Genomic DNA, 24,113 nt, shown 5'->3' on the forward strand with positions numbered 1-24,113 from the left:
TCCGGGAACACTCCTTCCAAGGCATCGCACGCTCCTTTAACGGTCGTGCGACGATCATAAAAGGTGTTACCTATGTCCCTAGACAACTGTTACCTATGTCCCTGTGCCATACAGGGTTTCCCGCCCACGCGGTGATAGTTACGGTTGATTCAGCCGCACGGGCTGATCGTGAGGGAGTTGAACGCGTGGGCGGCAGAGCCGCCCACCCTACGATTTAAGCTTTTCAACCAGGCTCGCCGGCACTGCAAACGCCGTCCCATGCCGCACCCGCTGCTTCGTCCCGGCACCCGGGAATCGCAGCTTCGGCGTCACGTCCTCCCAGTTCACCATGTCGCGTGTACGTAGCGCCCCGTAGTGGCCGGCCGTATAAGCGTCGTAGTACACGATCACCTCATCCCCCACCTGCAGCACGCTCGGCCCTTCGCTCCACAGCCCGGACGGCGTAATCGGCGCCGCCAGCGCACCGAACGGACCGTCGAAGCTGGACGCCTGGGCGACACGCAGGTGCTTCAGGGGCGGATAGCGGGTCTCGTCCTTCACCAGCAGCCAGTCCTTGCCGAAGGCGCGCGCCAGCGTTGCGTCGATCACCGAGAAACCCGGATCGTAATACAGGCGGGTCGGCGTGAAGCTGGCGAAGTCCCTGGTCGTGGTGGCGTAGATGCGGTGGTTGTACTTTTCCTCGCTCTTGCCCTCGGTCTCGGGGAAACGCCCCGGGATGGTGGACGACCACAGGATCAGGTAGTGCTGCTTGCGTTCGTCGTAGCAGATCTCGGGCGCCCAGGCGTTCAGGGCGGTCGCTTCGTGCGCCATCACGGGGATGTCGCGCTGGGGCGACCAGGTCATCAGGTCGGGCGAGGAGGCGTAGCCGATGCCGCGGTCGTTCCAGCCGCTGGTCCAGACCATGTGGTACAGGCCGTCCGGCCCACGCACCAGGCTCGGGTCGCGCATGAGCTTGTGTTTGCCCACGGTAGGCGTAAGGAAGCTGGCGCCGCCGCGCAGCGCTTCCCACACATAGCCGTCGCGGCTGGCGGCCAGGTGCAGGCCGTCGGCGCCGTTGCCGATGAAGTAGGCAAACAGGTAGGCCTGCTTCTCTTCGGTGCGCAGGAGTGGCGCGCAGCCGGCGATCGCCGTGCCGCCCAGCGCGGCGATGGCGGTCAACAGCGCGCGGCGCTTCATTGGGCGCCCCCGGCGCGATTGCTTTCGTCGCCGGCCGGGCGCTCCGCCTTGCGGCCCGGGCTCGGCGGCACCGCGAAGGCGGCGACCGGATCCGGACGCGCCGGATCGAAGGCGAAACCGTCGACCACGTGGCTGGCCAGCGGCAGCCTCGCATCGCGCATGCCGAGCACGATCGCCTTGGCCAGCACGTAGCTGCCGTAGTTGTTGTGGTGGGTGTTGTCGAGACGGTCCGGGGCGGGCAGGGCAAAGGCGGCCTTCGAGCCCTCGACGCCGAGCGCCGCATACATGGCCTGGCTCATCTTGTGCAGGTCGATGAAGGGCACGTCCAGCTCCTGCGCCGACTGGCGCGCCGCTTCGGCATAGTCGGTCAGGGTGAGCTGGATATTTCCGCCTGCGTCGAAGCGGCGCCGCTCCATCGACGAGACGATGACCGGCAAGCCGCCGCGCGCGCGCACCATCTCGACGTGGGTCTTGATCTCGGCCTTGTAGGTGGTGAAGGGGCCGCCCTTGCCGGAGGCGATCTGCTTCTGGTCGTTGTGCCCGTACTGCATCAGGAGCGTATCGCCCGGCTTCATCTGGGTCAGGATCTTGTCGATGCGGCGCTTGGCCAACGAGTCGCGGTAGGTCTCGCCCGACTGCGCGTAGTTGGCCACCGCCACCGTCGGCTTGAAGAAGCGCGGCAGCATCTGGCCCCAGCTGTTGTAGGGCTCGCCGGGCTGGTCGCTGACGGTGGAGTCGCCCAGCAGGAACAGGGTGGGCACCTGTACCGGTACGATTTCCACGCTGCGCACGGCCGGACGGCTGCCGTTGAATTCCAGTGTCAGGCGCTTGTCCCAGGCCCAGGCTTCGGTGACGGTCTCGCGCGGGACGTTGAGCTTCACGTCGCCGGCGGCGATGCCGGCAACCGCGGGAATCCGCGGGGTGCGCACGTTGACGATGAAGCTGCGCGCGATTTTCTGGCCGGGCGCGGTCTCGACGTTCTCGAGCATCAGGCGGCGCAGTTCGGACTTGATGGTGGTGCTGCCGGCTTCCTTGTCGTCGCCCAGGGTCACCGTCACGCGGTAGTTGCCTTCCGGGAGGTCGACCGAAAAATAGCTGCCGCGGGCGCCCGGCTCGAAGCCGTAGCCGCGCGTGGCGTCGTAGGTCGCGTCCGGGGTCACGGCGGTGTAGCCGGCTGGCGCGGTCCCGTCGAAGGCGAAGCGCAGGGCCTGGCTAGACGGTGGCTGGGAGGCGCAGCCGGCCAGCAGGCTGGCGGCGGCGAGGGCGCACAGGGTGCGCTTGAGTACAGGTCTCATGTGGTCTTCTTTTTTTTGGTTCAGGATGCCGGCAGGGCGTCGCCGATCAGGGCCAGGTTCTGGATCGCGGCCAGGCCCCATTGCGCGGTGTCGTTGGTGGTCACCCACGGGACTTCGTTCACCGGGTTGAGCACGGCCGCGCCCGCGACGCGCTTGGGCGCGAAGGCCGGATAGGGGCGGTTCCCGCCGGTGAATTCCTTCCAGGCGCGGCGCGCCAGCCCGGGATCCTTGCGCTTCCAGGCCGCATAGGCCGTCATGCGCGAGTTGCCGAGGTAGAGGGCATCGGTGCCGCCGTGCTTCCTGCCCAGGCGGCGCACCTGTTCCTCGCTTGGGGCGTTGTACAGTTCGCAGTACTCGATCCAGGCCTTCTCGAACGCCTTGTCGCCGGTGAGGTTGATCAGCTCGTCGAAGATCTCGATGGCGCCGAACACCGCATTCAGGTGCGAGGCGGCGACGCCGTCGCCGATCATGTTGTGCAGGCGTCCGGTCTGCGGATCGTAGCCCATGCGTTCGGCGCTGAAGAAGCCGCGCGGCATGGCTGCGATGTCGCGCATGCCGGTGAAGATCTTGTCGCGGAACGTGGTGCTGCCGCTGCGCTCCCATTCGGTCAGCCAGTTCGCCGCCAGCGAGGCCCAGTCGGTGCCGAAGCTGGCGCGCACTGGATAGGGTCCCTTGGGCGGCGCGTTGGGGAGCTTGCGCACCGGGTCGACCGCGTCCAGGCGGGTGTCGGCATCCAGCACTTCGCGCATCACGTCGCCGATGCGTTCGTCCGCCGTCAGGTAGTAGTACATGCGGCGGTAAACCGCAGTGCTGATGCGCACCTGCTTGGCGCTGCAGCCCCAGTGCTGGACGTTGTGGCGCGTGCCCAGCCCGGCGAAACGGCCCAGGTGGTAGGTGTCGACGTCGCTGGTGTGGCGCACCATGGCCTCGCCCATGCGGAAGATGTCGGCGCGGCCGGTACGCAGGAAGGAATACCACAGCCACAGGTCGGGCGAGAGCTCGGAGTTGGCCCAGGCGTAGCCGCCGACGTCGTAGCGCCATTCGTGGCGGTCGGCATCGTAGGTGTGGCGCACGTCGCCATGGTCCCAGAAACCGTACCAGCGGCGCTGCTCGACCTCGTCGCGGTAGAAGGCGAAATGGGCGTTCAGCCGGTCCTCGATGCGCGCCTTGGCAGGCGTGGAGCGGTCGGGCAGGGCCCACATATTGCCGAACACGCGGGTGGCGAGGATGTGGCTCGGGGCGGCCACCAGCTGCGGCGGCGTCGCTACCACAGCGGCCATCTGCACCAGGCGCTCGCGCGCCGGAGTCGCATCCAGCGCCCACAGCGTCAGTTCGCTGCTACGGGCGACGCCGACCGGGGTACCGAAGCCTTTTTCATAGTCTTCATAGGTGATGTCGAGCGCCTGCAGTTCTTCGGCGTGGGTGTCCATGCCCATGCCGTCGTGGTAGAAGCGCAGGTCCATCGCGGGGGCGTCGGGCGACCACATCCAGAGCGTGACCTGGGCGGCGTCCGTGTGCGCATTGCGGATGTCGAGCTGGGTCGGGTGGCGCTGCCAGAAGTCGCGCAGGCCGAAAGCGACGCCGCCCGAGGCGCCGCCGATATAGCCCAGGCCCGGCGCGCGCCGGCCCCAGGCCGCATCGATCCAGCCATGGCCGGCCTTGGTGCGCTTGCGGATGCGGAAACTGTCGGCGGAGAATTGCGACAGGCTGTAGTCGCCCCAGGCCGGGACGTAGTGCATGTTCTTGCGCACGCGCTCGGCAATCTCGGGTGTTGGCAGCCCGGCCAGCTGCGCCTTGCGCACCGCCTCGCCGGGGTCGCGCCGCAGGCCGGTGAGGTTACGTACGCCTTCGGCCCAGAGGCCGCCGCTGTTGTCCTGTAATTCTCCGGCGAAGCGCACGTGCCGGTCGTGCGGCTCGTCCGCCATCGGCACGTCGAAGCGCAGGCCGATCCCGCGCACGAAATCCTTCTGCTCGTCGCCGTCGAAGACGAAGGTATGCATGATGCGCACCGATTCGGCGCCGGCGTAGAAGTAGAGGCGGACGGTGAAGGGCAGCCAGGAACGCGTGCCGCCCAGGGCACGGTGCATGCCGTCGAGTTTCACCACGCTGCGTATCGGGCCGCGCTGCTCGAGCGTGACGCGGGTGAGCTGGCTTTCGTACGCCGTCTGGCGCGTGCTGCCGTCCGGCTGGTCGTCGCTCAGCGCGATCAGCTTGCCCGCGCGCGCGATGTCGCGCGCAGTGTTGCCGACCTTACGCCGGATACTGCGGATGATCTCGCCTCCCTGGCGCGGGACGACGCATTCGATGACGCCGGTATTGACCACGATGGCGTCGGGACGCTCCTTGACGTCCAGCGCCTGGGCAGGGGCGCGCGCTTTACCGGGGTGCAGCTGCAGGCGCCCGGGCATGGCGGGGCCTCGTACCGGCAGCGCGTGGGCGGTCCACTTGAGCGAGCCGTCCGGCCAGTAGGCAATCGGCCAGCTCTGGCAGGCCAGTTCGCCCCCTGGGCCCGCGAGGCTGAAGGCCTGGTCCTTGCGCAGGGCGCCGCGCGGCCAGGGTACGCCGAAGGTGGTGCCGGTCATGAGCGACGGCGCACCCTCCAGCCACGACATGTCGGCGACCGTCGGAGAAGCGGGTGCAGCGGGCGCGGCGACGGCATCGACCGCGCGCACGCCGAGCGGCAGCGCCGCCGCCAGCGCGCCGGTCTTGAAGAAGCTCCGGCGGGACAACGGGGCCATCGGTCAGTTTCCTTTTGCCAGGCTGACTGCCACCGGCGCACGCAGGCGCGCCGCTTCCTCGGCGACGTGGCGCTGCCAGTCGGCCTGGTTGGCGAAGGTGCTACCGCGGGTCCAGGCCGCGCCCACGTGGTAGCTGAGCGGCTTGCCGGAAACCACCGGCGCAATCACCAGGCCGTTGCGCTCGTCGGCGGCGAATCCGGAGGCGCTCGGCACGATCACGGCCACGCCGAAGTCGCCGAAGCTCTTCTGGGTGACCCATTGCACCAGGCTGCCATCCTTTTTATTCTCGCTGAAGTCGACCTTCACTTCCTGGCCCTTGTCGCTGGGGCGCTTGTTCAGGCCTACCGCGGCGTTCAGGCTGGCCGGACCGGCAAAGGTAAACGTGCTGTCGATGCGGTCGAAGTAGCGGCCGGCGTCGACGGTGAAGCGCTTGACCTCGGCCACCTTGGTGCCCGCGGCGTCCCAGCCGTTGTAATGCAGCTCGAACACGGTGCGCACCGGGCCATTGGCCAGGATTTTCCAGCTGGCGTAGTTGGTGCCGACGTACAGCTGTTTGCCGTCCCAGATGCCGGTGCCGCCGGCGCCGCGGGTCGGGCCGACGTTGTACATGTCGATGCCTTCGCCTTCATCCACGTGGTAATGGTCGTGGCCGATGTTGTACCAGCGGTCGACGATCGGGTAGGGCACGCGCTTGAACCAGATGTCCATGCCGCTCGTGACCAGCACTTCCTTGTCGCTGCCCGTTGGCGCCGGGGCGCCCAGCGCAGGCCCGTAGGTGCGGTGGGCCAGCTTGTCGTTCTCCCAGGCGAAGTCGTCGAGGCGCTCCTGCACGAAGCGGGCCGTGGTCTTGGCCGGGAACGGCGGCACCGTGGCGCCGGCCTTCTCGATGGTGACGGTGGTGCGCTTCTCGCCCGGCTTGAAATCGACCTGGAACAACAGCTCGCCATAGGCGGCGCCGATGAACTTGGGGTCCTTGCCCGTGGGGGCGATATTGGTGACCTGGTAGGGCAGAACGCGGCCCGAGGCATCCTTGACCACGAGTTGCTGGTTCAGGGCCTGCGGCAGGGCCTCGTTGACCTTCGTCCAGGGGATGGCGATGGTTTCGGCGGGGCGGGCGATGTCGAGGTTGTGGCTGATGGTGACCGTGAGGCGCTCGGCCGCAGTGGCGGAGCCGGTGGCGAGGAGGGCGGCAACGGCAATGGTGCTCAGGGAGAAACGAGTTGTCATATCAGTGCGCTTATCAGTATTAATTGGTTACCTGCGGCGGCGTCATGCCTTCGCCGAGGAAGAAGCTGGGGTGCGGCGGCTGGTTGTAGGCCGCGTTCTGGGCCGCCACCTGCGCCCGGTACTGGGAGTCGTGCATCAGCGTGTTCAGGCGGTGACGGGTCGGCAACGTGGTGCTGAACACCAGCAGGGCATCGTCAGTGCTGCTCCTCCACACGACCTCTTCGCGCCAGTCGCCGAACAGGTCGGCCGACAGCACCGGGTTGGCCTTGGTGCCGTTGTTCGAGGCCGCCTTGTACTGGGCGCCGTCGAGCAGCGGTTCGAGACGCCGGGCCTGCGGGTTCCACTTCTCGATTCTGGTGCCGTCGAGCGATTCGCGCAGCAGGTCGCCGTCCCACCAGAGGCCGAAGTTGTAGGCGCGTGGACGCACCGGCGAGATCTGCACGCCCTTTGCGCTGAACAGGCCGCCGGCCGGGTTGGTGATGCCGCCCACGGAGGCCCAGCATTCGTTGCCCGGATGGGCGGCGTCGATGTCCATGCAGATGCCGCGGCCGACGTCGATGGTGCTCGGGATGCCCCACAGTACCTTGCCGGTGGCGGCGTCGCGCATGGCGGCGCCGTTGCCCTGGTAGCATTTGGGCGACTCGTGGACCATGAAGACCTGCAGGCCGGGGAGGCTCGGGTCGTGCTTGGTGACGTGGAGGGCGTCGCCGTGGCACAGGTTCGAGCTGTACATCAGCTTGCCGCCGCTGGTGATGGTGGCGGCGCCATAGACGATGTCGTCACGGCCGTCGCCGTCGGCGTCGGCCACCGCCATCCAGTGCGCGCCCTGGCCGGCGGCGGCGGTGTTGCCCGGCGTGTCGCTGTCGAACACCCAGCGCTGCGACAGTTTGCCGTCGCGCCAGTCCCAGGCCGCCAGCACGGCGCGCGTGTAGTAGCCGCGCGCGAACACCGCGCTCGGGCGCTTGCCGTCGAGGTAAGCCACGCCGCCCAGGAAGCGGTCGACCCGGTTGCCGTTGCTGTCGCCCCAGGCGGCGCCGTTGCCGCCACGGGCAGGCAGGTAAGCGGTGCTGGCCAGCGCGGCGCCGCTGCGGCCATCGAACACGGTCAGGAATTCGGGGCCTTCCAGGATGAAGCCGCGCCCGTTGCGGTAGTCGGCCTTGGGGTCGCCAATAAGCTTGCCCTGGCCGTCGACGCTGCCGTCGGCGGTCTTCATCATCACCTCGGCGCGGCCGTCGCCGTCGAAGTCGTAGGCGAGGTAGGTGGTGTAGTGGGCGCCGGCGCGGATGTTCTTGCCCAAGTCGATGCGCCACATGAAGCTGCCGTCCAGCTTGTAGGCGTCGATGTAGGTCGAGCCGGTGTGGCCGCTTTGCGAGTTATCCTTGGCGTTGGTCGGCTGCCACTTGACCAGCAGCTCGTAGCGGCCGTCGCCATCGAGGTCGGCGGCCGAGCCGTCGTTCGCCTGGTAGGTGTAGGCGACGCCGTCCGGGGTGACGCCGCCTTCCGGCTTGCGCAGCGGGATGGTGAGGTAGGGCTGGGCCCAGGCGGCGGCCGCCTTCGTGCCGTCCGCGCTGCCCGGGATCTCGGCGTTGCCGCGTACTGCCCGCACCCTGTAGCTGGCGCCGGCAATGGCCCCTGGGTCGACGAAGTTGGTGACCGCCAGCGGCTTGTCGTTGATGCGCTTGCCGTCGCGGTAGAGGTTGAAGCTGGTGGCATCTTCGCCGGCGAGTGCGCGCCAGCTGACGAAATTGCCGCCCTGTGTATGGATCGCGACCACGCCGCGGTCGAGGCGTTCGAGCTGCTTGCCCGCGAGCTGGGTGACGGCGGGGGTGCTGCCGGTCGTGGCGCAGGCGGTGCAGGCGAGGGCCAGCATGCCGAGAGCGATGCTGCGCTGCAGCGTATTATTGTGTGTGTGGGAAGCCATGGTGTCCTGGGTTAGGCGTCGAAATAGCTCATCCGAGTATTCGGTGCCATGCGGGCAGTGTCAACAATCGGGCTGTTTCACGGCCCATTTAGTCAAGCGCTTGAGCGAATCCTGCACGCTGTGAATACAGTTGGAGCGATCAACGCACTGATCGATGCGCGGATTGAGCACAGGGGGATATGGACGCCCGTGCGCATGCCGGCGTAGACTGTGCGGATTCGTTTCCTACCAGCCAGTCCATGATCATCTCGTCCGCCACCGATTTCCGCGAAGCGGCCCGCCGCCGGCTCCCGCCCTTCCTGTTCCACTACCTCGATGGCGGCGCCGGCGCCGAGCAGACGCTGCGCAGCAATGTCGACGACCTGCAGGCGGTCAAGCTGCGCCAGCGCGTGCTGCGCGGTTCCGAGCAGCTGGACCTCGGCGTCGCGTGGCTCGGCAAGGACTATTCGCTGCCGATCGCGCTGGCGCCGGTCGGCCTGACCGGCATGTACGCACGCCGCGGCGAGGTGCAGGCGGTGCGCGCGGCCTGCAAAAGCAACATCCCCTTCATCCAGTCCACCGTGTCGGTGTGCCCGCTCGCCGAGGTGGCGGCCCAGGCATCGAATCCGATCTGGTTCCAGCTGTACGTGCTGAAGGACCGCGGCTTCATGCGCGACGTGATGCGGCGCGCCTGGGAGCTGGGCGCGACCAACCTGGTGTTCACGGTGGACATGCCGGTGCCGGGCGCGCGCTACCGCGATGCGCACAGCGGCATGAGCGGTCCGAACGGGCCGCTGCGGCGCGTGCTGCAGGCGATGGCGCATCCGCGCTGGGCGCTGGACGTGGGTGTGCTCGGGCGCCCGCACGACCTCGGCAACATCTCGGCCTACCGCGGCAACGCCACCGGCCTGGCCGACTACATCGGCTGGCTCGGCGCCAACTTCGATCCGGGCATCGCCTGGCCCGACCTGCAGTGGATTCGCGACGAGTGGAAGGGCAAGCTGATCATCAAGGGCATCCTCGACCCGGAGGATGCGCGCGACGCGGTGGCCTTCGGCGCCGACGGCATCGTGGTGTCCAACCACGGCGGGCGCCAGCTGGACGGGGCGCCGTCTTCCGCACAAGCGCTGCCGGCGATCGCCGCCGAAGTGAAAGGCAAGCTCACCATCTTCGCGGACGGCGGCGTGCGCACCGGGACCGATGTGTTCCGCATGCTGGCCCTCGGCGCGGACGGAGTGCTGATCGGGCGTGCGTTCGTGTACGCGCTGGCGACGCAGGGGCAGGCCGGGGTGGAGCGCCTGCTGGCGATCATGGAGAAGGACCTGCGCACCAACATGGTCCTGACCGGCGTGCAGTCGGTGGGGGAGATCGGGCCACACTTGCTGGCGAAGTAAGGCCTGTCCGGCCGCGGCTGCGCGAGCACTGGTTCGTCGCCGCGTGCGCCATGCTTCGTAGAGGCATGGAACGCGGCCGCCATCGGACGCCCGACGCCGGGCCACCGATGTCCGCAAATGACCAGCCGAATCGGCGCACATCGACGCACATATTGCATTCTGGCTTGCGTAAATTCTTTACAGCAAATAAATAAGTCGCTACAGTCGGCCTTCTACCCGGTCCTACGCCATCCTCAATGTCCAAGTTGCAGTCCGCCGGCGCCATTGCGCGCTGGCGCGGTGAATTCATTTCCACCAGTCTCGAATCGGCATTCCTGCGCGACCAGGGCCGCATCATCCGGCATGAATTGACTCGTTCGCTCTCATTTTGCGCGATCTTCTACCTGATATTTGCGCTTGTCGATGTGGCCCATCTCGGCCAGAGCAGCCAGGCGCTCGCCCTGTTCATCGTCCGTTTAACCGTTGCCGGCGTGGCCCTGACAGGTATCGTGCTGACCCGCCGCAGCACTGCACCAGGGAGAACCGCCCATCGCGCGGCCACCGCGTTCACGGGTCTGGCGATGCTATCGTTCTTGCTGGTCACGTATTTGCGGGGCGAGCTGCTACTTCATGGCATGTCGATGGCGATCATGCTGATCATCGTGTATTTGTTCATTCCGAACCGCCTGGTCAATGCAACGGTCGTCGCACTCGGCGCCAGCGCCGGCTTTCTCGTGCTCGCGCATACGCTTGGTACGGTCAGTCCGCGCCATCTGTCGACCATGGCCTTGCTTCTGCTGCTCGCGAACCTGTTCGGCGCGGCTGCCGCGCGCCGCGACGCCCGTTCGTCGCGCCGTCAATACTGGACCCAGCAAATCCTGATCAACCAGTCTGTACGCGACCCCCTCACCGGCGCCTTCAACCGCCGCCACCTGAACACCGGCCTGCTGGACGCGGAAATCAAGCGCACGCGGCGCCGGGGCGGCTCGCTGACCATCATCATGTGCGACCTGGACGGTTTCAAGGCCATCAACGATACCCTCGGCCACCAGGCGGGCGACGTGCTCCTGCAGGATTTCGCAGGCTTGCTGCTGTCGATGACGCGTGACGGCACCGATACCGTTGTGCGCTACGGCGGCGAAGAATTCCTGCTGATCCTCCCCGACACCGGCCTGGCTGACGGCCAAGCCCTTGCCGAGCGCATGCGCACACGCCTTGCCGAAACCAGCAGCCTGCACGGCCATGTCCGCGTGAACGCGACGGCAAGCTTTGGCGTGGTCAGCGCGCGCCTTTCGCCCGAGCTGCCGGGCATTGCCAGCCACGCCCTGGTCGCGCATGCCGATGAAATGATGTACGCGGCCAAACGCAGTGGCCGCAACCAGGTTCACGTGAAGGAATGGGAGCCTGCCAGCGCGGCCTGAGCCTGGGCCGGGCGGTCTGCGCGCACCAGCACGTCGTTTCGGCCGGACAGGGCGTTCCGGATCAGGTGCACGGTCTCGCCGGGCGCGTCCCAATGCGGAAAGTGGCCGCAGCGGTCGAACCAGTACAGCTGCGCATCCGGAAAGGCCGCCTTGGCTCGCCATGCCTGGCGCGGGAAGCAGACCCGGTCGCTACGTCCCCAGCCGATGACGAGCGGGTGCGCGATGCTGTGGCGCGGAGCGCCGCGCTGTTCTTCGCCGTAGGCAAGCTCGGCCAGTAGTTCGTCGAAGGCCGGCGCCGTGATATAGCTGCACAATTCCCTGCTCACGATGCCTGGGTCCAGTCTGGCCGGCCGGGCACTGAACTGGGCCAGCAGCAGGGTACGTCCAATGGCCGTGTTGCACAGCGCGGGAAGTGCCGGACGCAGCAGGCGCAATAGGCGGATCGAGAGATAGATCGAGCTGAAGAATGCGTGGCGTTCCCACCCTTGCCAGAAGCCACCCGGGTTGAGCGATACCACGCCGCCGACGATGCCGCCGCGACGCGCAAGTTCCAGTACCAGGCGTGCGCCCATCGAACTGCCGACCGCGTCGATACCGGCCAGGCCGTGGGCGTGGATGAAGGCCGCGACCTCATCGGCCAAGGTCCGGATCGAGGTCTCGCCGCGCAGGCGCGGGGTCCGGCCAAAGCCGGGCAGGTCCAGGGCAATCACTTCGCGGGTCGCGGCAAGATGGTCCAGGATCGGTTCCCAACTTTGCCAATGACCTCCGAGGCCATGTACCAGGAGCAGCGGTTTTCCGGTGCCACAACGAATGTGGTGCATATCGTGTTCTCCTTCCAAAGGATGCATGCCTCTGGAGGGTAGCCGAACTGTTGTGGGGCGCGCGTTCCTTAGGGATGAGCAACGCCCGGCATCCCATGCGGTGACTTGATGCGCTCCTAGTGCCCACGGCGCCCGATGCGGTGATGCACCCGCCGCTGCGCCAGCCACACCGCGCCCGCCACCACCGGCACCAGGATGCCCAGCGCCAGGTCCGGATTGAGCGGCAGGCCGGCAGCCTTGGCCGCCTTGCCCGCGTAGCCGAGCAGGCCGACCAGGTAGTAGGAGATCGCCGCCACCGACAGGCCCTCGACCGCGAGCTGCAGCCGCAGCTGCTGGGCGGCGCGGGCGTTCATCGATTCCAGGATGCGGCGGTTCTGCAGTTCCTGCACGATGCCGACCCGGGTGCGCAGCAGGTCGTTGCTGTCGGCGATGCGGCGCGCCAGCGCGTCCTGGCGCGCGTTGACCGCGCCGCAGGTCTGCATGGCCGGCGCCAGCCGGCGTTCCATGAATTCTTCCACCGTTGGCGTGCCCTCGATGCGCACTTCGCGCAACTCCTCGATGCGCGCCTTGACGATGCCGAAATAGGCTTTCGACGCCGAGAAGCGGTAGCCGTTGTCGAGCACCAGCTTCTCCAGGCGCGCCGCCAGCCGTGTGATGTCGCCGAGCAGGCGCTGTTCGTCGTGGGCGCCCTTGTCGAGCGCCATGTCGGTGGCGACCATGGCGCTGGCCAGTCCGGCCAGCTCGGCTTCGATGCGGTCCAGCTCCATGCCGACCGTGCGCGCGGCCGGCAAGCCGAGGAGGGCCATCATGCGGTAGGTTTCGATCTCCAGCACCCGTTGCACCAGGCGCCCGCCCTGCAGGTGGCGCATGCCGAGGTCGCGGATCACGAAGCGGCTGAAGCCATCGGACTGGATCGCGAAGTCGGTCCACAGTTCGGCGCCCTGCATGACCGAGGAGCCGGCCAGCTGGTTGCGTTCGAACACCGCTCCCAGGCGCGAGGCGTCGGCGTCGCCCCTGACCAGCGCCACGTGGGCGGCCGCCATCACGCTGCCTTCCAGGCTGGCCAGCCAGGCAGCGGGCAAGAAGGACAGCGGCACGTGCGAGAAGGCTTCGTGCGGCGCCATGTTGGGCGGCAGCGGCGTGGTCACCGTATAGGTGGCGAATTCGGTATGGCATTCCCACTTCAGGCGGAAGCTGCCGAAGTCGTGGAAGAAGTGGTTGCTGCCCGGGCCGGGGGCGGCGACGCCGAAGTATCCGCACAGTTCCCCCAGCACGCGATGCTGCGAATGCTGGGCCGGCGGGCCGGCCTGGCCGCCATGGCAGACCGCCAGGTGGGTGATCGCTTCGGGAGCGTCGAGCCGCATGAAAGGCCGCGAATGGAGCTCGGCGGCGAGCGGGACGCGCAGGGGATGGTTCAGCGAAGGGTTGAAGTCTCTCACTCGGCGCTTTCGTAATTGGTGAATATATCTTTTGTATATTGTGTCATTACACTGAATTTTGTGCACTGCGTCAAAAGTTTTGCGCCGAACACTCAGGACCTTGAGCGGAAAGTGTTGGGAATGATCATCAGACTTGCCTGCATGGGCGCAGGGCTGCTTCAGGCGCCCGGCAGGCGCGGGCGGCCCGGAAGAAGCTGTACCGAGACGTGCCGCATCCCTGGAGAGCCGGGAGGCCGCGCGCACTGAGGCGGATGCCCCGCTCCGGCTAGCCGGCCTCCTTGCGTGCCCCCGCGGCGAGGCCGGCCAGCACGTCGATCGGCAGCGGGAAGACGATGGTGGACGACTTGTCGCCCGCGATCGCGCCGAGCGTCTGCAGGTAGCGCAACTGCATCGCGCCGGCCTGCTGCGACAGCACCTGTGCGGCCTGCTGCAGTTTTTCGGAGGCCTGCAGTTCGCCTTCCGCGTGGATGATCTTGGCGCGCCGTTCGCGCTCGGCCTCGGCCTGGCGCGCGATGGCGCGGATCATCGATTCGTCCAGGTCGACGTGCTTGATCTCGACATTGGCCACCTTGATGCCCCAGGCGTCGGTCTGGGCGTCGAGCACCTGCTGGATGTCGAGGTTGAGCCGCTCGCGTTCGGCCAGCATCTCGTCCAGTTCGTGCTTGCCGAGCACCGAGCGCAGGGTGGTCTGGGCCAGCTGGCTGGTGGCTTCCATGAAGTTGGCGACCTGGATGATGGCGCGCTCCGGGTCCACCACCCGGAAGTAGATGACGGCATTGACCTTCACCGAGACGTTGTCGCGCGAGATCACGTCCTGGGTCGGAACGTCGAGCACGATGGTGCGCAGGTCGACCCGCACCATCTGCTGCAGTACCGGGATCAGGATGATCAGGCCCGGCCCCTTGACGCCCCAGAAGCGGCCCAGCTGGAACACGACGCCGCGCTCGTACTCGCGCAGGATGCGGATTGCTGCGACCAGCAGCGCCAGCAGCAGGAACAACAGGCTGCCGAGGCCGATACCGATACCCGAGATCATCGTGCCCTCCTATGGTGTGTCAACGGGGACCACTTCGAGCTGCAGGCCGCTGCGGCCGACGATGCGCACCGTCTGCGACTGGCGCAGCGGCGTGCTGCTGATAGCGTGCCAGAGTTCGCCCTCGACCCGCACCCAGGCTTCGTGCGGCCGCTGCTGGCCGGTCTGCTCGACCGTGCACAGCGCGCCGACCATGCTTGCCGCGCCGCTGGTCACCGGGCGCCGCCGCGTGCGCAAGGCCAGGCGCACGGTGCCGAACAGCAGCAGGGCGCTGGCCATGGCGAGCGTGCCGACCAGGCCGGGCGGGATGCCGTAGCCGGGCAGCTCGGTATCGACCAGCATCAGCGCGCCCGCGACAAAGGCCGCGATGCCGCCCAGTCCGAGGATGCCGAAACTGGGCAGGAAGGCTTCGGCCGCCATGAAGCCCAGGCCGAGCACGATCAGGGCCAGGCCGGCATAGTTCACCGGCAGCAGCTGCAGGGCGTACAGCCCCAGCAGCAGGCAGATGGCGCCGATCACGCCCGGCGCCACCGCGCCCGGGTTCATGAATTCGAACACGAGGCCGTAGAGCCCGACGGTCATCAGGAGCAGGGCGACGCTGGGATTGGCGATCGCCCCCAGCGCATTGGTACGCCAGTCGGGCGTGAACTGGACCAGCACTGCCCCTTTCGTCCGCAGGCGGTGCGGCTGGCCCATGACGCTGACCGTGCGGCCGTCGAGCTGCGCCAGCAGGGCGGGGACGTCGGCTGCCACCACGTCGATAACCTTCAGCCGCAGGGCTTCCTCTGCACTCAGGCTGCTTGAGTCGCGTACGGCGCGCTCGGCCCAGTCGGCATTGCGGCCGCGCAGCTGGGCCAGCGCACGCAGGTAGGCCGCGGCGTCGTTGATCGCCTTGGCCTGCATGGCCGAGCCCGGCTCTTTCTGGCCGGTTTTCGGCGCAGCCTTGCCGGTTTCGCCGGGCGGGGGCTGGCCGCCGGGAGCGGGCTGCGGCGGGGTGATGCCCATCTCGACCGGTGTCGCGGCGCCGACATTGGTGCCGGGCGCCATGGCCGCGACGTGGCTCGCGAACAGGAGATAGGTGCCTGCACTGGCGGCGCGCGCACCGCTGGGGGCGACGTAGGCGGCCACCGGCACCGGCGAGGCCAGGATGGCCTTGATCACCGTGCGCATCGAGGTGTCGAGCCCGCCCGGCGTATCCATTTGCAGGACCAGCAGGGCATGCCCGAGCGACGCCGAGCGCGCGATGCCGCGCGCCACATGGTCGGCGCTGGCCGGGCCGATGGCGCCGTCGATCGTCAGCAGGCCGACGGCTGGCGGCCCGGGCGCGGCTACGATCGCCGCCGGAGAAAAACCCAGGAGCGCGAACACGAGAAACGCCAGCATCGTGGCTGGCGCCGTGGCGAGCCGATGGCGCGAAGCAAAGCCTGACACATCGCCTCCCCGGACCGATGCCGGCCGCAGGCTGGACCGGACAAGACTTGGACAGCGAAACCCCCAAGGGTGTTCCCGGAATAGTCGACTTGAGTCGATAACGAGAATGCATTATCATTAATGGGCTGCCTCGCATTCAAGAAAGTGTCCAGACCCATGAAGCGCCCGTTCCTTCCGATCCTGCTGGTTCCCGTCCTGCCCCTGTTCAGCGAGCCCGCCATCGCGGACGACCCCGTGATGGTGATCGGAGAAGTGCGGGTGAGCGCCCAGCGCGGCGGTCCCCTGTTGTCCAGTGGCGTCATGGCTTCGGTCGACGTGCTCGGCGCCGACAAGGTCGAGGACAAGAACGTTGCCAACAGCTGGGAACTGCTGGGCCAGCTTCCCGGCATCCAGCTGACCGAAACGCGCATGGGTGCGGAATCCGGCAAGGCCACCTTCCGCGCCTTCAATGGAGAAGGCTATATCAATGGCATCAAGGTGCTGATCGACGGCATTCCCAGCAACGTGAACAGCGGCAACCAGCGCTTCATCGACATGGTCTTCCCCCTCGAGGTCGACTACATCGAGGTGGTGCGCGGCACCAACGACCCGCGCTACGGCCTGCACAACATCGGCGGCAACATCAACTTCGGCACCCGCCAGGGCGGCAACTACCTGGACGGGCGGTTCACCGCCGGCAGCTTCGCCACCCGCGAAGTCCAGCTGGCGCTGGGACGCGAGGCCGATGGCGTCGCCCAGAATTACTTCGTGGCCCGCCAGGCATCGAACGGCTACCGCGCGCACAGTGACTCCGACAAGCACACGCTGGGCGCCAAATGGTTCGTCAGCTCGGCCGACCGGCTGCTCAAGGCCGGCCTGGTGCTGCGCAGCTACCGCCACGATGCCGAGGAGCCCGGCTTCCTCACCGCGGCCGAACTGGCCGCCGACCGCCGCCAGTCGCCGGCCAAGAACGCGAACGACCTGAGCGAGCGCGACATGCGCCATGCGAGCGCCCACCTCGACTGGCAGCCCGCGCCGTACACCCACGTCGGTGCCAGGCTATACTTCAACCGCTACGCGGACGACCGCCGCGTGAGCTTCACCAGCAATCCGGCCGGCACGGCGCCGCGCCAGCGACGCATCTGGGACGAAGAGCAGCGCGGCTTCCTGGGGACGCTGACATGGCGCGCCGGCGCCCGGCTCGTGGTCGAAGGCGGCATCAACGCCGAGCGCCAGGACAACCGCTACCGCCGCCTGCGCTACCGCTTTGCGCTGCCGACCAGCTTCGCCACGCCGGCCACGGTCCAGAACGACGACAGCTACAGCCTGGAAAACACGGGCGCCTATGTGCAGGCCATCATCCAGCCGCTCGATTCGCTCAAGATCATTCCCGGCCTGCGGGTAGACGAATTCCGCGGCGGCTTCGTGAACCAGACCAGCGGACTGCAGGCGCGGCTGCAGGACTACGGCCCGATCAGGCAGCCCAAGCTGAGCATGGTCTACAGTCCGGCGCAGGAGCTGAGCGTCTACGCCAACTGGGGCCGCACCTTCCAGGTCCTGACCGGATCGGGCGCTCCGGCCTACCTGACCCCGGGCCAGGCCGAGTTCGCGCCCTCGATCAACACCGGCAAGGAGATCGGGGTCAAGTTCCGGCCCGCCGCCGGCATCGACCTGCGGGTCGCGGCTTGGCAGCAGGACGCCACCGGCGAGGTGGCCAACATGCCGGCCACCGGCACCACGGTCGGCCTGGGCGAGACGCGCAGGAAAGGACTCGACCTGCAGGCGTCGGCGCGCGTGGGCGAGCGGGTCGACGTGACGTTCTCCCACTCGCTGCAGAAAGCCGAGGTGATGAGCGCCTTCACGGCGGACGGCATGTCGCTGGCGGGCCGCGAGGTGTTCTCGACGCCGCGCCGCATCACCAATCTCGGCGCCGACTATCAACCCTCAGAGCGCTGGCGCTTCGGGCTGCAAGGCCGTGCGCAGGGCAGCTATTACATCGACAGCGCGAATGCCGAGGGCAAGTTCGGCGGCTTCGTGCTGTTCGACGCCAGCGCGCGCTTCAAGCTGTCGGAAAGGACCAGCCTCGACCTGCAGCTCCGGAACCTCGCCGACCGCCGCCATGCCTATGCCTGGTACGACAACTTCTTCTGGCCGGCGCAGGACGCGCAGCCGATGTTCTCGGCGGGGCCGGGGCGCGCCGCCTACCTGTCGCTGAACGTGAAGCTGTGAACCCATGACCAATCCAACCCGTTCCCGCATCACCTCCATCGACGCGCTGCGTGGCCTGGTGATGGTGTTCATGCTCGCCGACCACGTGCGCGAGACCTTCCTGCTGCACCTGCAGGTGTCCGACCCGATGGACGTGGCGGCGACCTCCGGCCCGCTGTTCGCGTCGCGCCTGGTGGCGCACCTGTGCGCGCCGGTGTTCGTGTTCCTGACCGGCCTGTCGGCCTTCCTGTACGGCGCGCGCCAGCCGGACGGCCCGGCCGCGGCCGCCGGCTTCCTATGGAAGCGCGGCCTGTTCCTGGTCGCGCTCGAGCTCACCGTCGTCAACTTCGCCTGGACCGCCAGCTTCCCGCCCAAGGTGATCTACCTGCAGGTGATCTGGGCCATCGGCCTGTCGATGCTGGCGCTGGCGGCGCTGGTGCGCCTGCCGCGTATGGCCCTGGCCACGCTCGGGCTGGCGATCGTCGCCGGCCACAACCTGCTGGATGGCTTGCACTTCGCAGCCGGCCATCCGCTGCACGCGATCTGGGCCGTGCTGCACGAGCGCGGCTGGCTCGTGTTGGGCGACGCGCTCCGCCTGCGCACCTCCTACCCGGTGCTGCCATGGATCGGCATCATCTGCCTGGGCTACGCCTGCGGGCCGTGGTTCGGAGCGGGCTTCGTCCCGGTGCAGCGCCGGCGCCGGCTGCTCGGCTGGGCGGCGGGCGCATTGGGCGGATTCGTGCTGCTGCGGGCGCTGAATGTCTACGGCGACCGGCCCTGGACGGCGGGCGCCTCGGCCTCCGAGACCGTGATGGGCTTCTTCAACGTCACCAAGTATCCGCCGTCGCTGCTGTTCACGGCGCTGACGCTCGGGATCGGCCTGCTGCTGCTCGTGCTGCTGGAACGCCGCGATGGCGCGCTGGCGCGCCGGCTGTCGGTGCTGGGCGCGGCGCCGATGTTCTTCTATATCGCGCACCTGTATGTGCTCAAGCTGCTGTTCGTCGCGGTGACGGCTGTCGACCCGGACGCGGCCCGTTTCGACGGGGTGGCGCCGGTATGGGCGCTGGCGCTGCTGCTGTGCGTGGCCTTGTACCCGGCGGTGCAGGCCTTTGCGCGGCTCAAGGCGCGGCGGCGCGACATCGCCTGGCTCAAGTACCTGTAGCCGGCACGTGCTACCATCGGCGGCCCGGCAACTGTAGTGTACGAGTAGTGAAACACCGATTATTCCTGTTCGACCTGGACGACACGCTCCTCGACTTCAAGGCCTCCGAACGCCTGTCCTTCGTGCGCACCATGGGCGAACTTGGCGTGCAGGGCGATGTCGAGGCGCGGTTCCAGCAGTATCAAACGATCAACCTGGCGCTGTGGCGCGCCTTCGAGCTGGGCACCGTATCGAAAGAGCTGCTGAAGGTCGAGCGCTTCCGCCAGACCTTCGCCGCAGGCCGGCTCGACCTGGACCCTGAGCGCGCCAGCCTTCTCTATCTCGACGCCCTGTCCGACACGGTGGTGCTGGTCGACGGCGCCCTGCGCCTGTGCGAAACCCTGTGCGCGGTCGGCGAGGTCGGCATCATTACCAATGGCGTCCACCAGATCCAGCACCGGCGCATCGCCAACTCGGGACTGGGCGGGCACATTGCCTTTGTCGCCACCTCGGAAGCCTGCGGCCATGCCAAGCCGGACAGCCGCTTTTTCGCGTATACCGCCGCGATGGCCCGGACTTTCTCGAAACGCAACACCATCATCGTCGGCGACCGCCTGGATGCCGACATCCTCGGCGCCAACCGCTTCGGCATCGACAGCTGCTGGTTCAATCCCGGCGGCCTGGTCAACGACAGCCAGGCGCTGCCCAGCTGCGAAGTCGCCACTCTGGACGAGGTCGTTCCCGCATTCAAACGATTGGCGCAGGCGGCCTGACAACCGCACAATTTGTCGGCTTTTCGCGTCACAGGGGTTGAAATACTCCCGTTATACTCCACATGGAGTATAAGGAGAAGATAATGCACGCCACTACCCCCCTGCAGCGCGTACCCGACAGCGACAAGGTCACCGTCAATGTCGGCCTGGTCGACCTGGCCCAGGTCGACCTGCTCGTCAACGAAGGTTTTTATTCGAACCGTACGGACTTCGTCCGTACCGCCATCCGCAACCAATTACTGGCGCATGCCGATGCATTGCGCCAGATCGTGGTCCGCAAGCGCTACGTGCTGGGCCAGCATCGTTACAGCCGCAGGGAGCTCGAAGAGGTGGTAGCCGGCGGCCAGCGCCTCGAGATCCACGTGCTGGGACTGGCCGTGATCGAGGACGAGGTGACGCCGGAACTGGCGGCCGCCGCGATCGTATCGGTCCAGGTCCTCGGCGCCTTCATCGCATCGCCCGCCGTCAGGCAGGCGCTTGCCGACCGTATTCACAATTAAAGGACAGCATTCCATGAAACCCATCGACGAATTCCTGCGCCACATGATGGCGTCGGCCCAACGGGTCCGCACCGGCGACCCGGCCGCCGCCACCGAAGTCATCCAGCGCGCACTCCAGCAGGCCGGGCTCATGCCCGCCGGCGGGACCGCGCAAGACGACGGCCCGACCATCATCGACCTGAATCCTCCTCCTGCGCCACCGCCGGGCGCGGCGCGTACCAGCTCGACCGAGGCCCCGGCGGTACGTAAGGCGCGCCCGGGCCACCCGATGCCCGGCGCGCGCCCCGCCTGGAAACGCCAGCCCCGTCCCCCGGCCGACCTGGGCCCGGGCAGCTTCACCGAAGGCACGTTCGCCTGTGCCGAAGGCCGGCGCCGCTACCGGCTGTATGTACCGGCGAGCGCCGCCCAGGGCCCGCGGCCGCTGGTGGTGATGCTGCACGGCTGTACCCAGAATGCCGGCGATTTCGCGGCGGGCACCGCGATGAACACGGTGGCCGAGGAACACGGCTGCCTGGTGCTGTATCCTGAGCAGGACCGCGGCGCCAACCATAACGGCTGCTGGAACTGGTTCGAGCCCGGCCACCAGCGCGCAAGCGGAGGCGAGCCGGCGATCATCGCCGCCATGACGCGCCAGATCGCCGCCGAGCATGGCGCCGATCCGAAGCGCGTGTATGCGGCCGGCCTGTCGGCGGGCGGCGCGATGGCGGCCATCCTCGGCGCCGAGTATCCCGAGCTGTACGCGGCGGTCGGCATTCACTCCGGCCTGGCGGCCGGCACCGGCAAGGACATGATTTCCGGCCTGCATGCGATGAAACATCCGCCCAAGCCGGCGGCAGCCGGGCAGGGCGTGCCGGTCATCGTGTTCCATGGCGATGCCGACCACCTGGTCCATCCGGGGAACGGCGAGGCCGTGTTGAAGCAGTTCACGGGAGCGCACGCTGGAGGCGGATTACAGCAGCAGCGCCACAGCGGCGACGCCGGCGGGCGGAAGTTCACCCGTACCGGCTGGCGCCATGCGGATGGCCGGCGCGTGGCCGAGCACTGGCTGGTGCACGGCGTTGGGCACGCGTGGGTTGGGGGCAAGGCGGCCGGGTCGCATACCGATGCCAGCGGCCCCTGCGCGTCGACGGAGATGCTCTCGTTCTTCCTCGAGCAGTCGCGCTAGCGCTAGCTGGGCGCAAAGTACTCGCCCTTAAATAAATGTGTTTTTGGCTGCCATAACCGGCGCGCTGCTGCGTTGGCTCGTGCTTGCAGTGCTCGCACTGCGGCGCACTCGCCGCCTTGCATCGCATCCGGTTCTGTTTGCCAAAACTCACATTTATTTCTTGTCGAGTACTTAGCGCTTGATCGCGTGCAGCCACACGGCCGCGATCCGCTCGGCGTCTTCGTAGCCCGGCTCGCCCAGCTGGCCGCCGAAGATGTCGGGGTCGAGCTCTTCATAGCTCCAGTGGTCGCACTGCGCTTCCAGGTCGGGCCGGACCGCTTCCAGGAATGCATCCTGGGCGCCGGTGATCGCCACCCCGGTGTACAGCATCAGGTTGCCGCCGCGGCGCAGCCGCCCCAGGCTTTCGCGGACGATCCGCACCGACAGCTCGGCGCCGCGCATCCCGCCGCCATGGCGGTAGGGCAGTTCGCTGGGGTCGAGCACATAGGGCGGGTTCGACACGATCAGGTCGAAATCCCCCTCCAATCCATCGAACAGGTCGCTGTGGCAGGCGCGCAGGTTGGGCAGCCCCGCCAGCGCCGCATTCACCACCGTCAGTGCCAGCGCCCGGGTATTGATGTCGGCGCCGATCACTTCGGCATGCGGGAACTTGTGTGCGATCGCCAGCGCGCCGGCGCCGCCGCCGCAACCGATGTCCAGCGCCCGGGTCGGTCCAGAGCCGAGCCAGGGAAAGGCCCGTCCCATGGTGCCGACGAAGCGGTAGGTGTCGGGGCCGAAGAAGACCGAATCGTCGTCATCGGTCGGGTAGGCCGAATGGAACACCAGCAGCTCCCCCAGGGTCGACGCGCGCAGGGTCGAGCGCAGCAGGGCGCCGTCGGCCTCGACGATGCCGGCCTCGCGCATCAGGTCCAGCAGTTCCGGCGCCACATCGGCGGACGCGAACGGCCGGCTCCAGCCGAAGATGCCGCGCAGGTCGGCGGCGCGCTCGTTGCCGGGACGGCGGTTGATGCGGCGGTGGGTGGAGGGCGTCACCGTGACGAAACGGTAGTCGTGCTCGCGCAGGTAGCGGCCGACGGCGACCAGGGCGTTGGCGTGGGGATTTGTCATTGCGCCAGCCTCGCATGCGCGGGGCGCGGGCGCTGTGCGCCAGCTAACGCAGATTGCCGCCTTGGAGAAGGGAAATTTCCACCGCTATGTGAATACCCGAACAGTGCGCGCCCCGGCTGACGCCCATACTCGATCACAGGAACATTGTTCAGGTCGGCTTGGGTCCGGCTCACCGTTGAGGAGAACGACATGGCGCACAGGGATCGTGAGGGGCCGGCTGGCCGGCTGGAGCGCGAGATCGCACGCGAACGCCATGAGCGCGCGCTGCATGACGAGGCGAGAAGCGGCCTGGGATCGCAGGAAGAAGAATTTCGCCTGAAGGACGCGCGCGAGCGTGCCGATACAGGCACGCTCAAGCGCCATCCCGGGCGCTGAGCGCAACACAAGGAGGCGAACATGAAATGGGAAGGTGAACGCCAGAGCGATAACGTGGAAGACCGCCGTGGCGGCGGCGGCGGGGGCTTCGGCATCGGCGGCAAGACCGTGGGGATCGGTACGCTGGTCGTGGCGCTGATCGGCAGCGTGTTCTTCGGCATCGATCCGAGCGTATTCCTCGGTGGCGGCGGGCCGCCCGTCGCGGTGCAGCAGGGACCGCAAGGGCCACAGGCTGCGCCGGCCAATGACCGCGAGACGCAATTCGTACGCGCGACGCTCGGCTCGACCGAGGATGCCTGGGCCCAGCTGTTCGCGGCCCAGGGCGCGCAATACCAGCCGGCCCGGCTGGTGCTGTTCGAGAACGCCACCGGCACCGCCTGCGGCACCGGACGCAGCGCCACCGGCCCCTTTTATTGCCCGGCCGACCGCCAGGTCTATATCGACCTGAGCTTCTTCCGCCTGATGGAGCAGCGCTTCCAGGTGGCCGGCGAATTCGCCCAGGCCTATGTCATCGCGCACGAGGTGGGGCACCACGTCCAGAACCTGCTCGGCATCTCCGACCAGGTCCGCAATGCGCAGCGCAATGCGTCGGAGAAGCAGGGCAATGCCATGTCGGTGCGGCTCGAGCTGCAGGCCGATTGCTTCGCCGGCATCTGGGCGAACCAGCGCAAGCAGGTGATCGAGCCGGGCGACGTCGAAGCGGCGATGGCCGCGGCCACCGCGATCGGCGACGACGCGCTGCAGCGCCAGTCGCAGGGCACGGTGGTGCCGGACTCGTTCACCCATGGCAGCTCGGCGCAGCGGGTGCGCTGGTTCACGCGCGGGCTGGAGACCGGCAGCGTGGAGCAGTGCAACACCTTCGAGGCACGGCAGCTGTAGGGTTTACGGCTTCGCCGTACCCGCGTTCAACTTGACGATACGCTGTGGCTGCGCATGCCGTAGTTGAACGCGCGGGCGGGGGACCCGCCCGCCCTACGAAAACCGAACCGCTTGTAGGACAAATCCCCGTTG

General features: G+C 67.8%; 19 protein-coding genes. 9 read left to right on the forward strand and 10 right to left on the reverse strand.

The genetic code is table 11. From position 1 onward, the window contains the following. Window positions 1-207: 207 nt before the first annotated feature. The 5 genes from AC56LU_RS10025 to AC56LU_RS10045 are packed head-to-tail and all read right to left on the reverse strand — an operon-like array spanning window position 208 to window position 8,357. Complete coding sequence (locus AC56LU_RS10025; RefSeq protein ID WP_497175449.1) at window positions 208-1,176, reverse strand: glycoside hydrolase family 43 protein; 969 nt, start codon at window positions 1,174-1,176, stop codon at window positions 208-210. Then, window positions 1,173-2,471, reverse strand: a complete 1,299-nt coding sequence (locus AC56LU_RS10030) for a rhamnogalacturonan acetylesterase (protein ID WP_497175450.1) — start codon at window positions 2,469-2,471, stop codon at window positions 1,173-1,175. The genes AC56LU_RS10025 and AC56LU_RS10030 overlap by 4 nt, the downstream gene beginning before the upstream one ends. A 20-nt stretch (window positions 2,472-2,491) precedes the next feature. Continuing rightward, the gene (locus AC56LU_RS10035; protein ID WP_497175451.1) at window positions 2,492-5,209 is read right to left on the reverse strand and encodes an exo-rhamnogalacturonan lyase family protein; all 2,718 of its coding nucleotides are present in this window, start codon (window positions 5,207-5,209) and stop codon (window positions 2,492-2,494) included. Window positions 5,210-5,212: 3 nt separating this feature from the next. Further along, the gene (locus tag AC56LU_RS10040) at window positions 5,213-6,436 is read right to left on the reverse strand and encodes a DUF4861 family protein (protein WP_497175452.1); all 1,224 of its coding nucleotides are present in this window, start codon (window positions 6,434-6,436) and stop codon (window positions 5,213-5,215) included. 19 nt (window positions 6,437-6,455) lie between these two features. Continuing rightward, window positions 6,456-8,357 (reverse strand): rhamnogalacturonan lyase, encoded by a 1,902-nt coding sequence (locus AC56LU_RS10045; protein ID WP_497175453.1) that lies wholly within the window; start codon window positions 8,355-8,357, stop codon window positions 6,456-6,458. Window positions 8,358-8,596: 239 nt separating this feature from the next. Between AC56LU_RS10045 and lldD the strand changes: the two genes are divergently transcribed. Both lldD and AC56LU_RS10055 read left to right on the forward strand, forming a co-directional pair. After that, window positions 8,597-9,730, forward strand: coding sequence for an FMN-dependent L-lactate dehydrogenase LldD (lldD, locus tag AC56LU_RS10050; protein WP_497175454.1), 1,134 nt, complete (start codon window positions 8,597-8,599; stop codon window positions 9,728-9,730). Between the two features lie 236 nt (window positions 9,731-9,966). Beyond that, window positions 9,967-11,130 carry a GGDEF domain-containing protein gene (locus tag AC56LU_RS10055; protein WP_497175455.1) on the forward strand — a complete coding sequence of 388 codons (1,164 nt, stop codon included), beginning with the start codon at window positions 9,967-9,969 and terminating at the stop codon, window positions 11,128-11,130. Here the strand turns inward: AC56LU_RS10055 and AC56LU_RS10060 are convergent. From AC56LU_RS10060 to AC56LU_RS10075, 4 genes are all read right to left on the reverse strand, one after another. Next, entirely contained in the window at window positions 11,094-11,951 is an 858-nt protein-coding gene (locus AC56LU_RS10060) for an alpha/beta fold hydrolase (protein ID WP_497175456.1), read from the reverse strand. The two genes, AC56LU_RS10055 and AC56LU_RS10060, sit on opposite strands and share 37 nt — an antisense overlap. Window positions 11,952-12,067: 116 nt before the next feature. Next, on the reverse strand, window positions 12,068-13,390 hold the full coding sequence (locus AC56LU_RS10065) for a DUF3422 family protein (protein ID WP_497175457.1): 1,323 nt from the start codon (window positions 13,388-13,390) through the stop codon (window positions 12,068-12,070). 265 nt (window positions 13,391-13,655) lie between these two features. Then, window positions 13,656-14,426 carry a slipin family protein gene (locus AC56LU_RS10070; RefSeq protein ID WP_497175458.1) on the reverse strand — a complete coding sequence of 257 codons (771 nt, stop codon included), beginning with the start codon at window positions 14,424-14,426 and terminating at the stop codon, window positions 13,656-13,658. Between the two features lie 9 nt (window positions 14,427-14,435). Next, window positions 14,436-15,806 (reverse strand): NfeD family protein, encoded by a 1,371-nt coding sequence (locus AC56LU_RS10075; RefSeq protein ID WP_497175459.1) that lies wholly within the window; start codon window positions 15,804-15,806, stop codon window positions 14,436-14,438. 204 nt (window positions 15,807-16,010) lie between these two features. Here AC56LU_RS10075 and AC56LU_RS10080 point away from each other — a divergent pair, with 204 nt between their 5' ends. The 5 genes from AC56LU_RS10080 (at window position 16,011) to AC56LU_RS10100 (ending at window position 21,620) form a co-directional block, all read left to right on the forward strand. Beyond that, the gene (locus AC56LU_RS10080; protein ID WP_497175460.1) at window positions 16,011-18,062 is read left to right on the forward strand and encodes a TonB-dependent receptor; all 2,052 of its coding nucleotides are present in this window, start codon (window positions 16,011-16,013) and stop codon (window positions 18,060-18,062) included. 4 nt (window positions 18,063-18,066) lie between these two features. Then, on the forward strand, window positions 18,067-19,203 hold the full coding sequence (locus AC56LU_RS10085) for an acetyltransferase domain-containing protein (RefSeq protein WP_497175461.1): 1,137 nt from the start codon (window positions 18,067-18,069) through the stop codon (window positions 19,201-19,203). A gap of 47 nt (window positions 19,204-19,250) precedes the next feature. Further along, entirely contained in the window at window positions 19,251-19,955 is a 705-nt protein-coding gene (locus AC56LU_RS10090) for a YjjG family noncanonical pyrimidine nucleotidase (protein WP_497175462.1), read from the forward strand. Window positions 19,956-20,038: 83 nt separating this feature from the next. Further along, window positions 20,039-20,455, forward strand: a complete 417-nt coding sequence (locus AC56LU_RS10095; protein ID WP_497175463.1) for a CopG family transcriptional regulator — start codon at window positions 20,039-20,041, stop codon at window positions 20,453-20,455. 13 nt (window positions 20,456-20,468) lie between these two features. Then, window positions 20,469-21,620, forward strand: coding sequence for an extracellular catalytic domain type 1 short-chain-length polyhydroxyalkanoate depolymerase (locus tag AC56LU_RS10100; protein ID WP_497175464.1), 1,152 nt, complete (start codon window positions 20,469-20,471; stop codon window positions 21,618-21,620). A 171-nt stretch (window positions 21,621-21,791) separates the two neighbouring features. Here the strand turns inward: AC56LU_RS10100 and AC56LU_RS10105 are convergent, their stop codons facing one another. Next, window positions 21,792-22,727: a methyltransferase gene (locus AC56LU_RS10105; protein ID WP_497175465.1), complete on the reverse strand. Its 936-nt coding sequence runs from the start codon at window positions 22,725-22,727 to the stop codon at window positions 21,792-21,794. 189 nt (window positions 22,728-22,916) lie between these two features. On the opposite strand from AC56LU_RS10105, the gene AC56LU_RS10110 reads away from it, so the two are divergent. After that, window positions 22,917-23,102 (forward strand): hypothetical protein, encoded by a 186-nt coding sequence (locus tag AC56LU_RS10110; protein WP_497175466.1) that lies wholly within the window; start codon window positions 22,917-22,919, stop codon window positions 23,100-23,102. Window positions 23,103-23,123: 21 nt separating this feature from the next. After that, window positions 23,124-23,981, forward strand: a complete 858-nt coding sequence (ypfJ, locus tag AC56LU_RS10115; RefSeq protein WP_497175467.1) for a KPN_02809 family neutral zinc metallopeptidase — start codon at window positions 23,124-23,126, stop codon at window positions 23,979-23,981. Window positions 23,982-24,113: the final 132 nt, after the last annotated feature.

It is taken from the genome of Telluria sp. PB2R4, from assembly GCF_059685695.1.

Bases quoted from the DNA above. Each gene is read 5' to 3' on its own strand.
- AC56LU_RS10025 (WP_497175449.1), bottom strand. From the start codon at position 1,176: ATGAAGCGCCGCGCGCTGTTGACCGCCATCGCCGCGCTGGGCGGCACG.
- AC56LU_RS10040 (WP_497175452.1), bottom strand. From the start codon at position 6,436: ATGACAACTCGTTTCTCCCTGAGCACCATTGCCGTTGCCGCCCTCCTC.
- AC56LU_RS10045 (WP_497175453.1), bottom strand. From the start codon at position 8,357: ATGGCTTCCCACACACACAATAATACGCTGCAGCGCAGCATCGCTCTC.
- AC56LU_RS10055 (WP_497175455.1), top strand. From the start codon at position 9,967: ATGTCCAAGTTGCAGTCCGCCGGCGCCATTGCGCGCTGGCGCGGTGAA.
- AC56LU_RS10110 (WP_497175466.1), top strand. From the start codon at position 22,917: ATGGCGCACAGGGATCGTGAGGGGCCGGCTGGCCGGCTGGAGCGCGAG.
- AC56LU_RS10080 (WP_497175460.1), top strand. From the start codon at position 16,011: ATGAAGCGCCCGTTCCTTCCGATCCTGCTGGTTCCCGTCCTGCCCCTG.
- AC56LU_RS10095 (WP_497175463.1), top strand. From the start codon at position 20,039: ATGCACGCCACTACCCCCCTGCAGCGCGTACCCGACAGCGACAAGGTC.
- AC56LU_RS10085 (WP_497175461.1), top strand. From the start codon at position 18,067: ATGACCAATCCAACCCGTTCCCGCATCACCTCCATCGACGCGCTGCGT.
- AC56LU_RS10070 (WP_497175458.1), bottom strand. From the start codon at position 14,426: ATGATCTCGGGTATCGGTATCGGCCTCGGCAGCCTGTTGTTCCTGCTG.
- lldD (WP_497175454.1), top strand. From the start codon at position 8,597: ATGATCATCTCGTCCGCCACCGATTTCCGCGAAGCGGCCCGCCGCCGG.
- AC56LU_RS10105 (WP_497175465.1), bottom strand. From the start codon at position 22,727: ATGACAAATCCCCACGCCAACGCCCTGGTCGCCGTCGGCCGCTACCTG.
- AC56LU_RS10060 (WP_497175456.1), bottom strand. From the start codon at position 11,951: ATGCACCACATTCGTTGTGGCACCGGAAAACCGCTGCTCCTGGTACAT.
- AC56LU_RS10030 (WP_497175450.1), bottom strand. From the start codon at position 2,471: ATGAGACCTGTACTCAAGCGCACCCTGTGCGCCCTCGCCGCCGCCAGC.
- ypfJ (WP_497175467.1), top strand. From the start codon at position 23,124: ATGAAATGGGAAGGTGAACGCCAGAGCGATAACGTGGAAGACCGCCGT.
- AC56LU_RS10100 (WP_497175464.1), top strand. From the start codon at position 20,469: ATGAAACCCATCGACGAATTCCTGCGCCACATGATGGCGTCGGCCCAA.
- AC56LU_RS10035 (WP_497175451.1), bottom strand. From the start codon at position 5,209: ATGGCCCCGTTGTCCCGCCGGAGCTTCTTCAAGACCGGCGCGCTGGCG.
- AC56LU_RS10075 (WP_497175459.1), bottom strand. From the start codon at position 15,806: ATGCTGGCGTTTCTCGTGTTCGCGCTCCTGGGTTTTTCTCCGGCGGCG.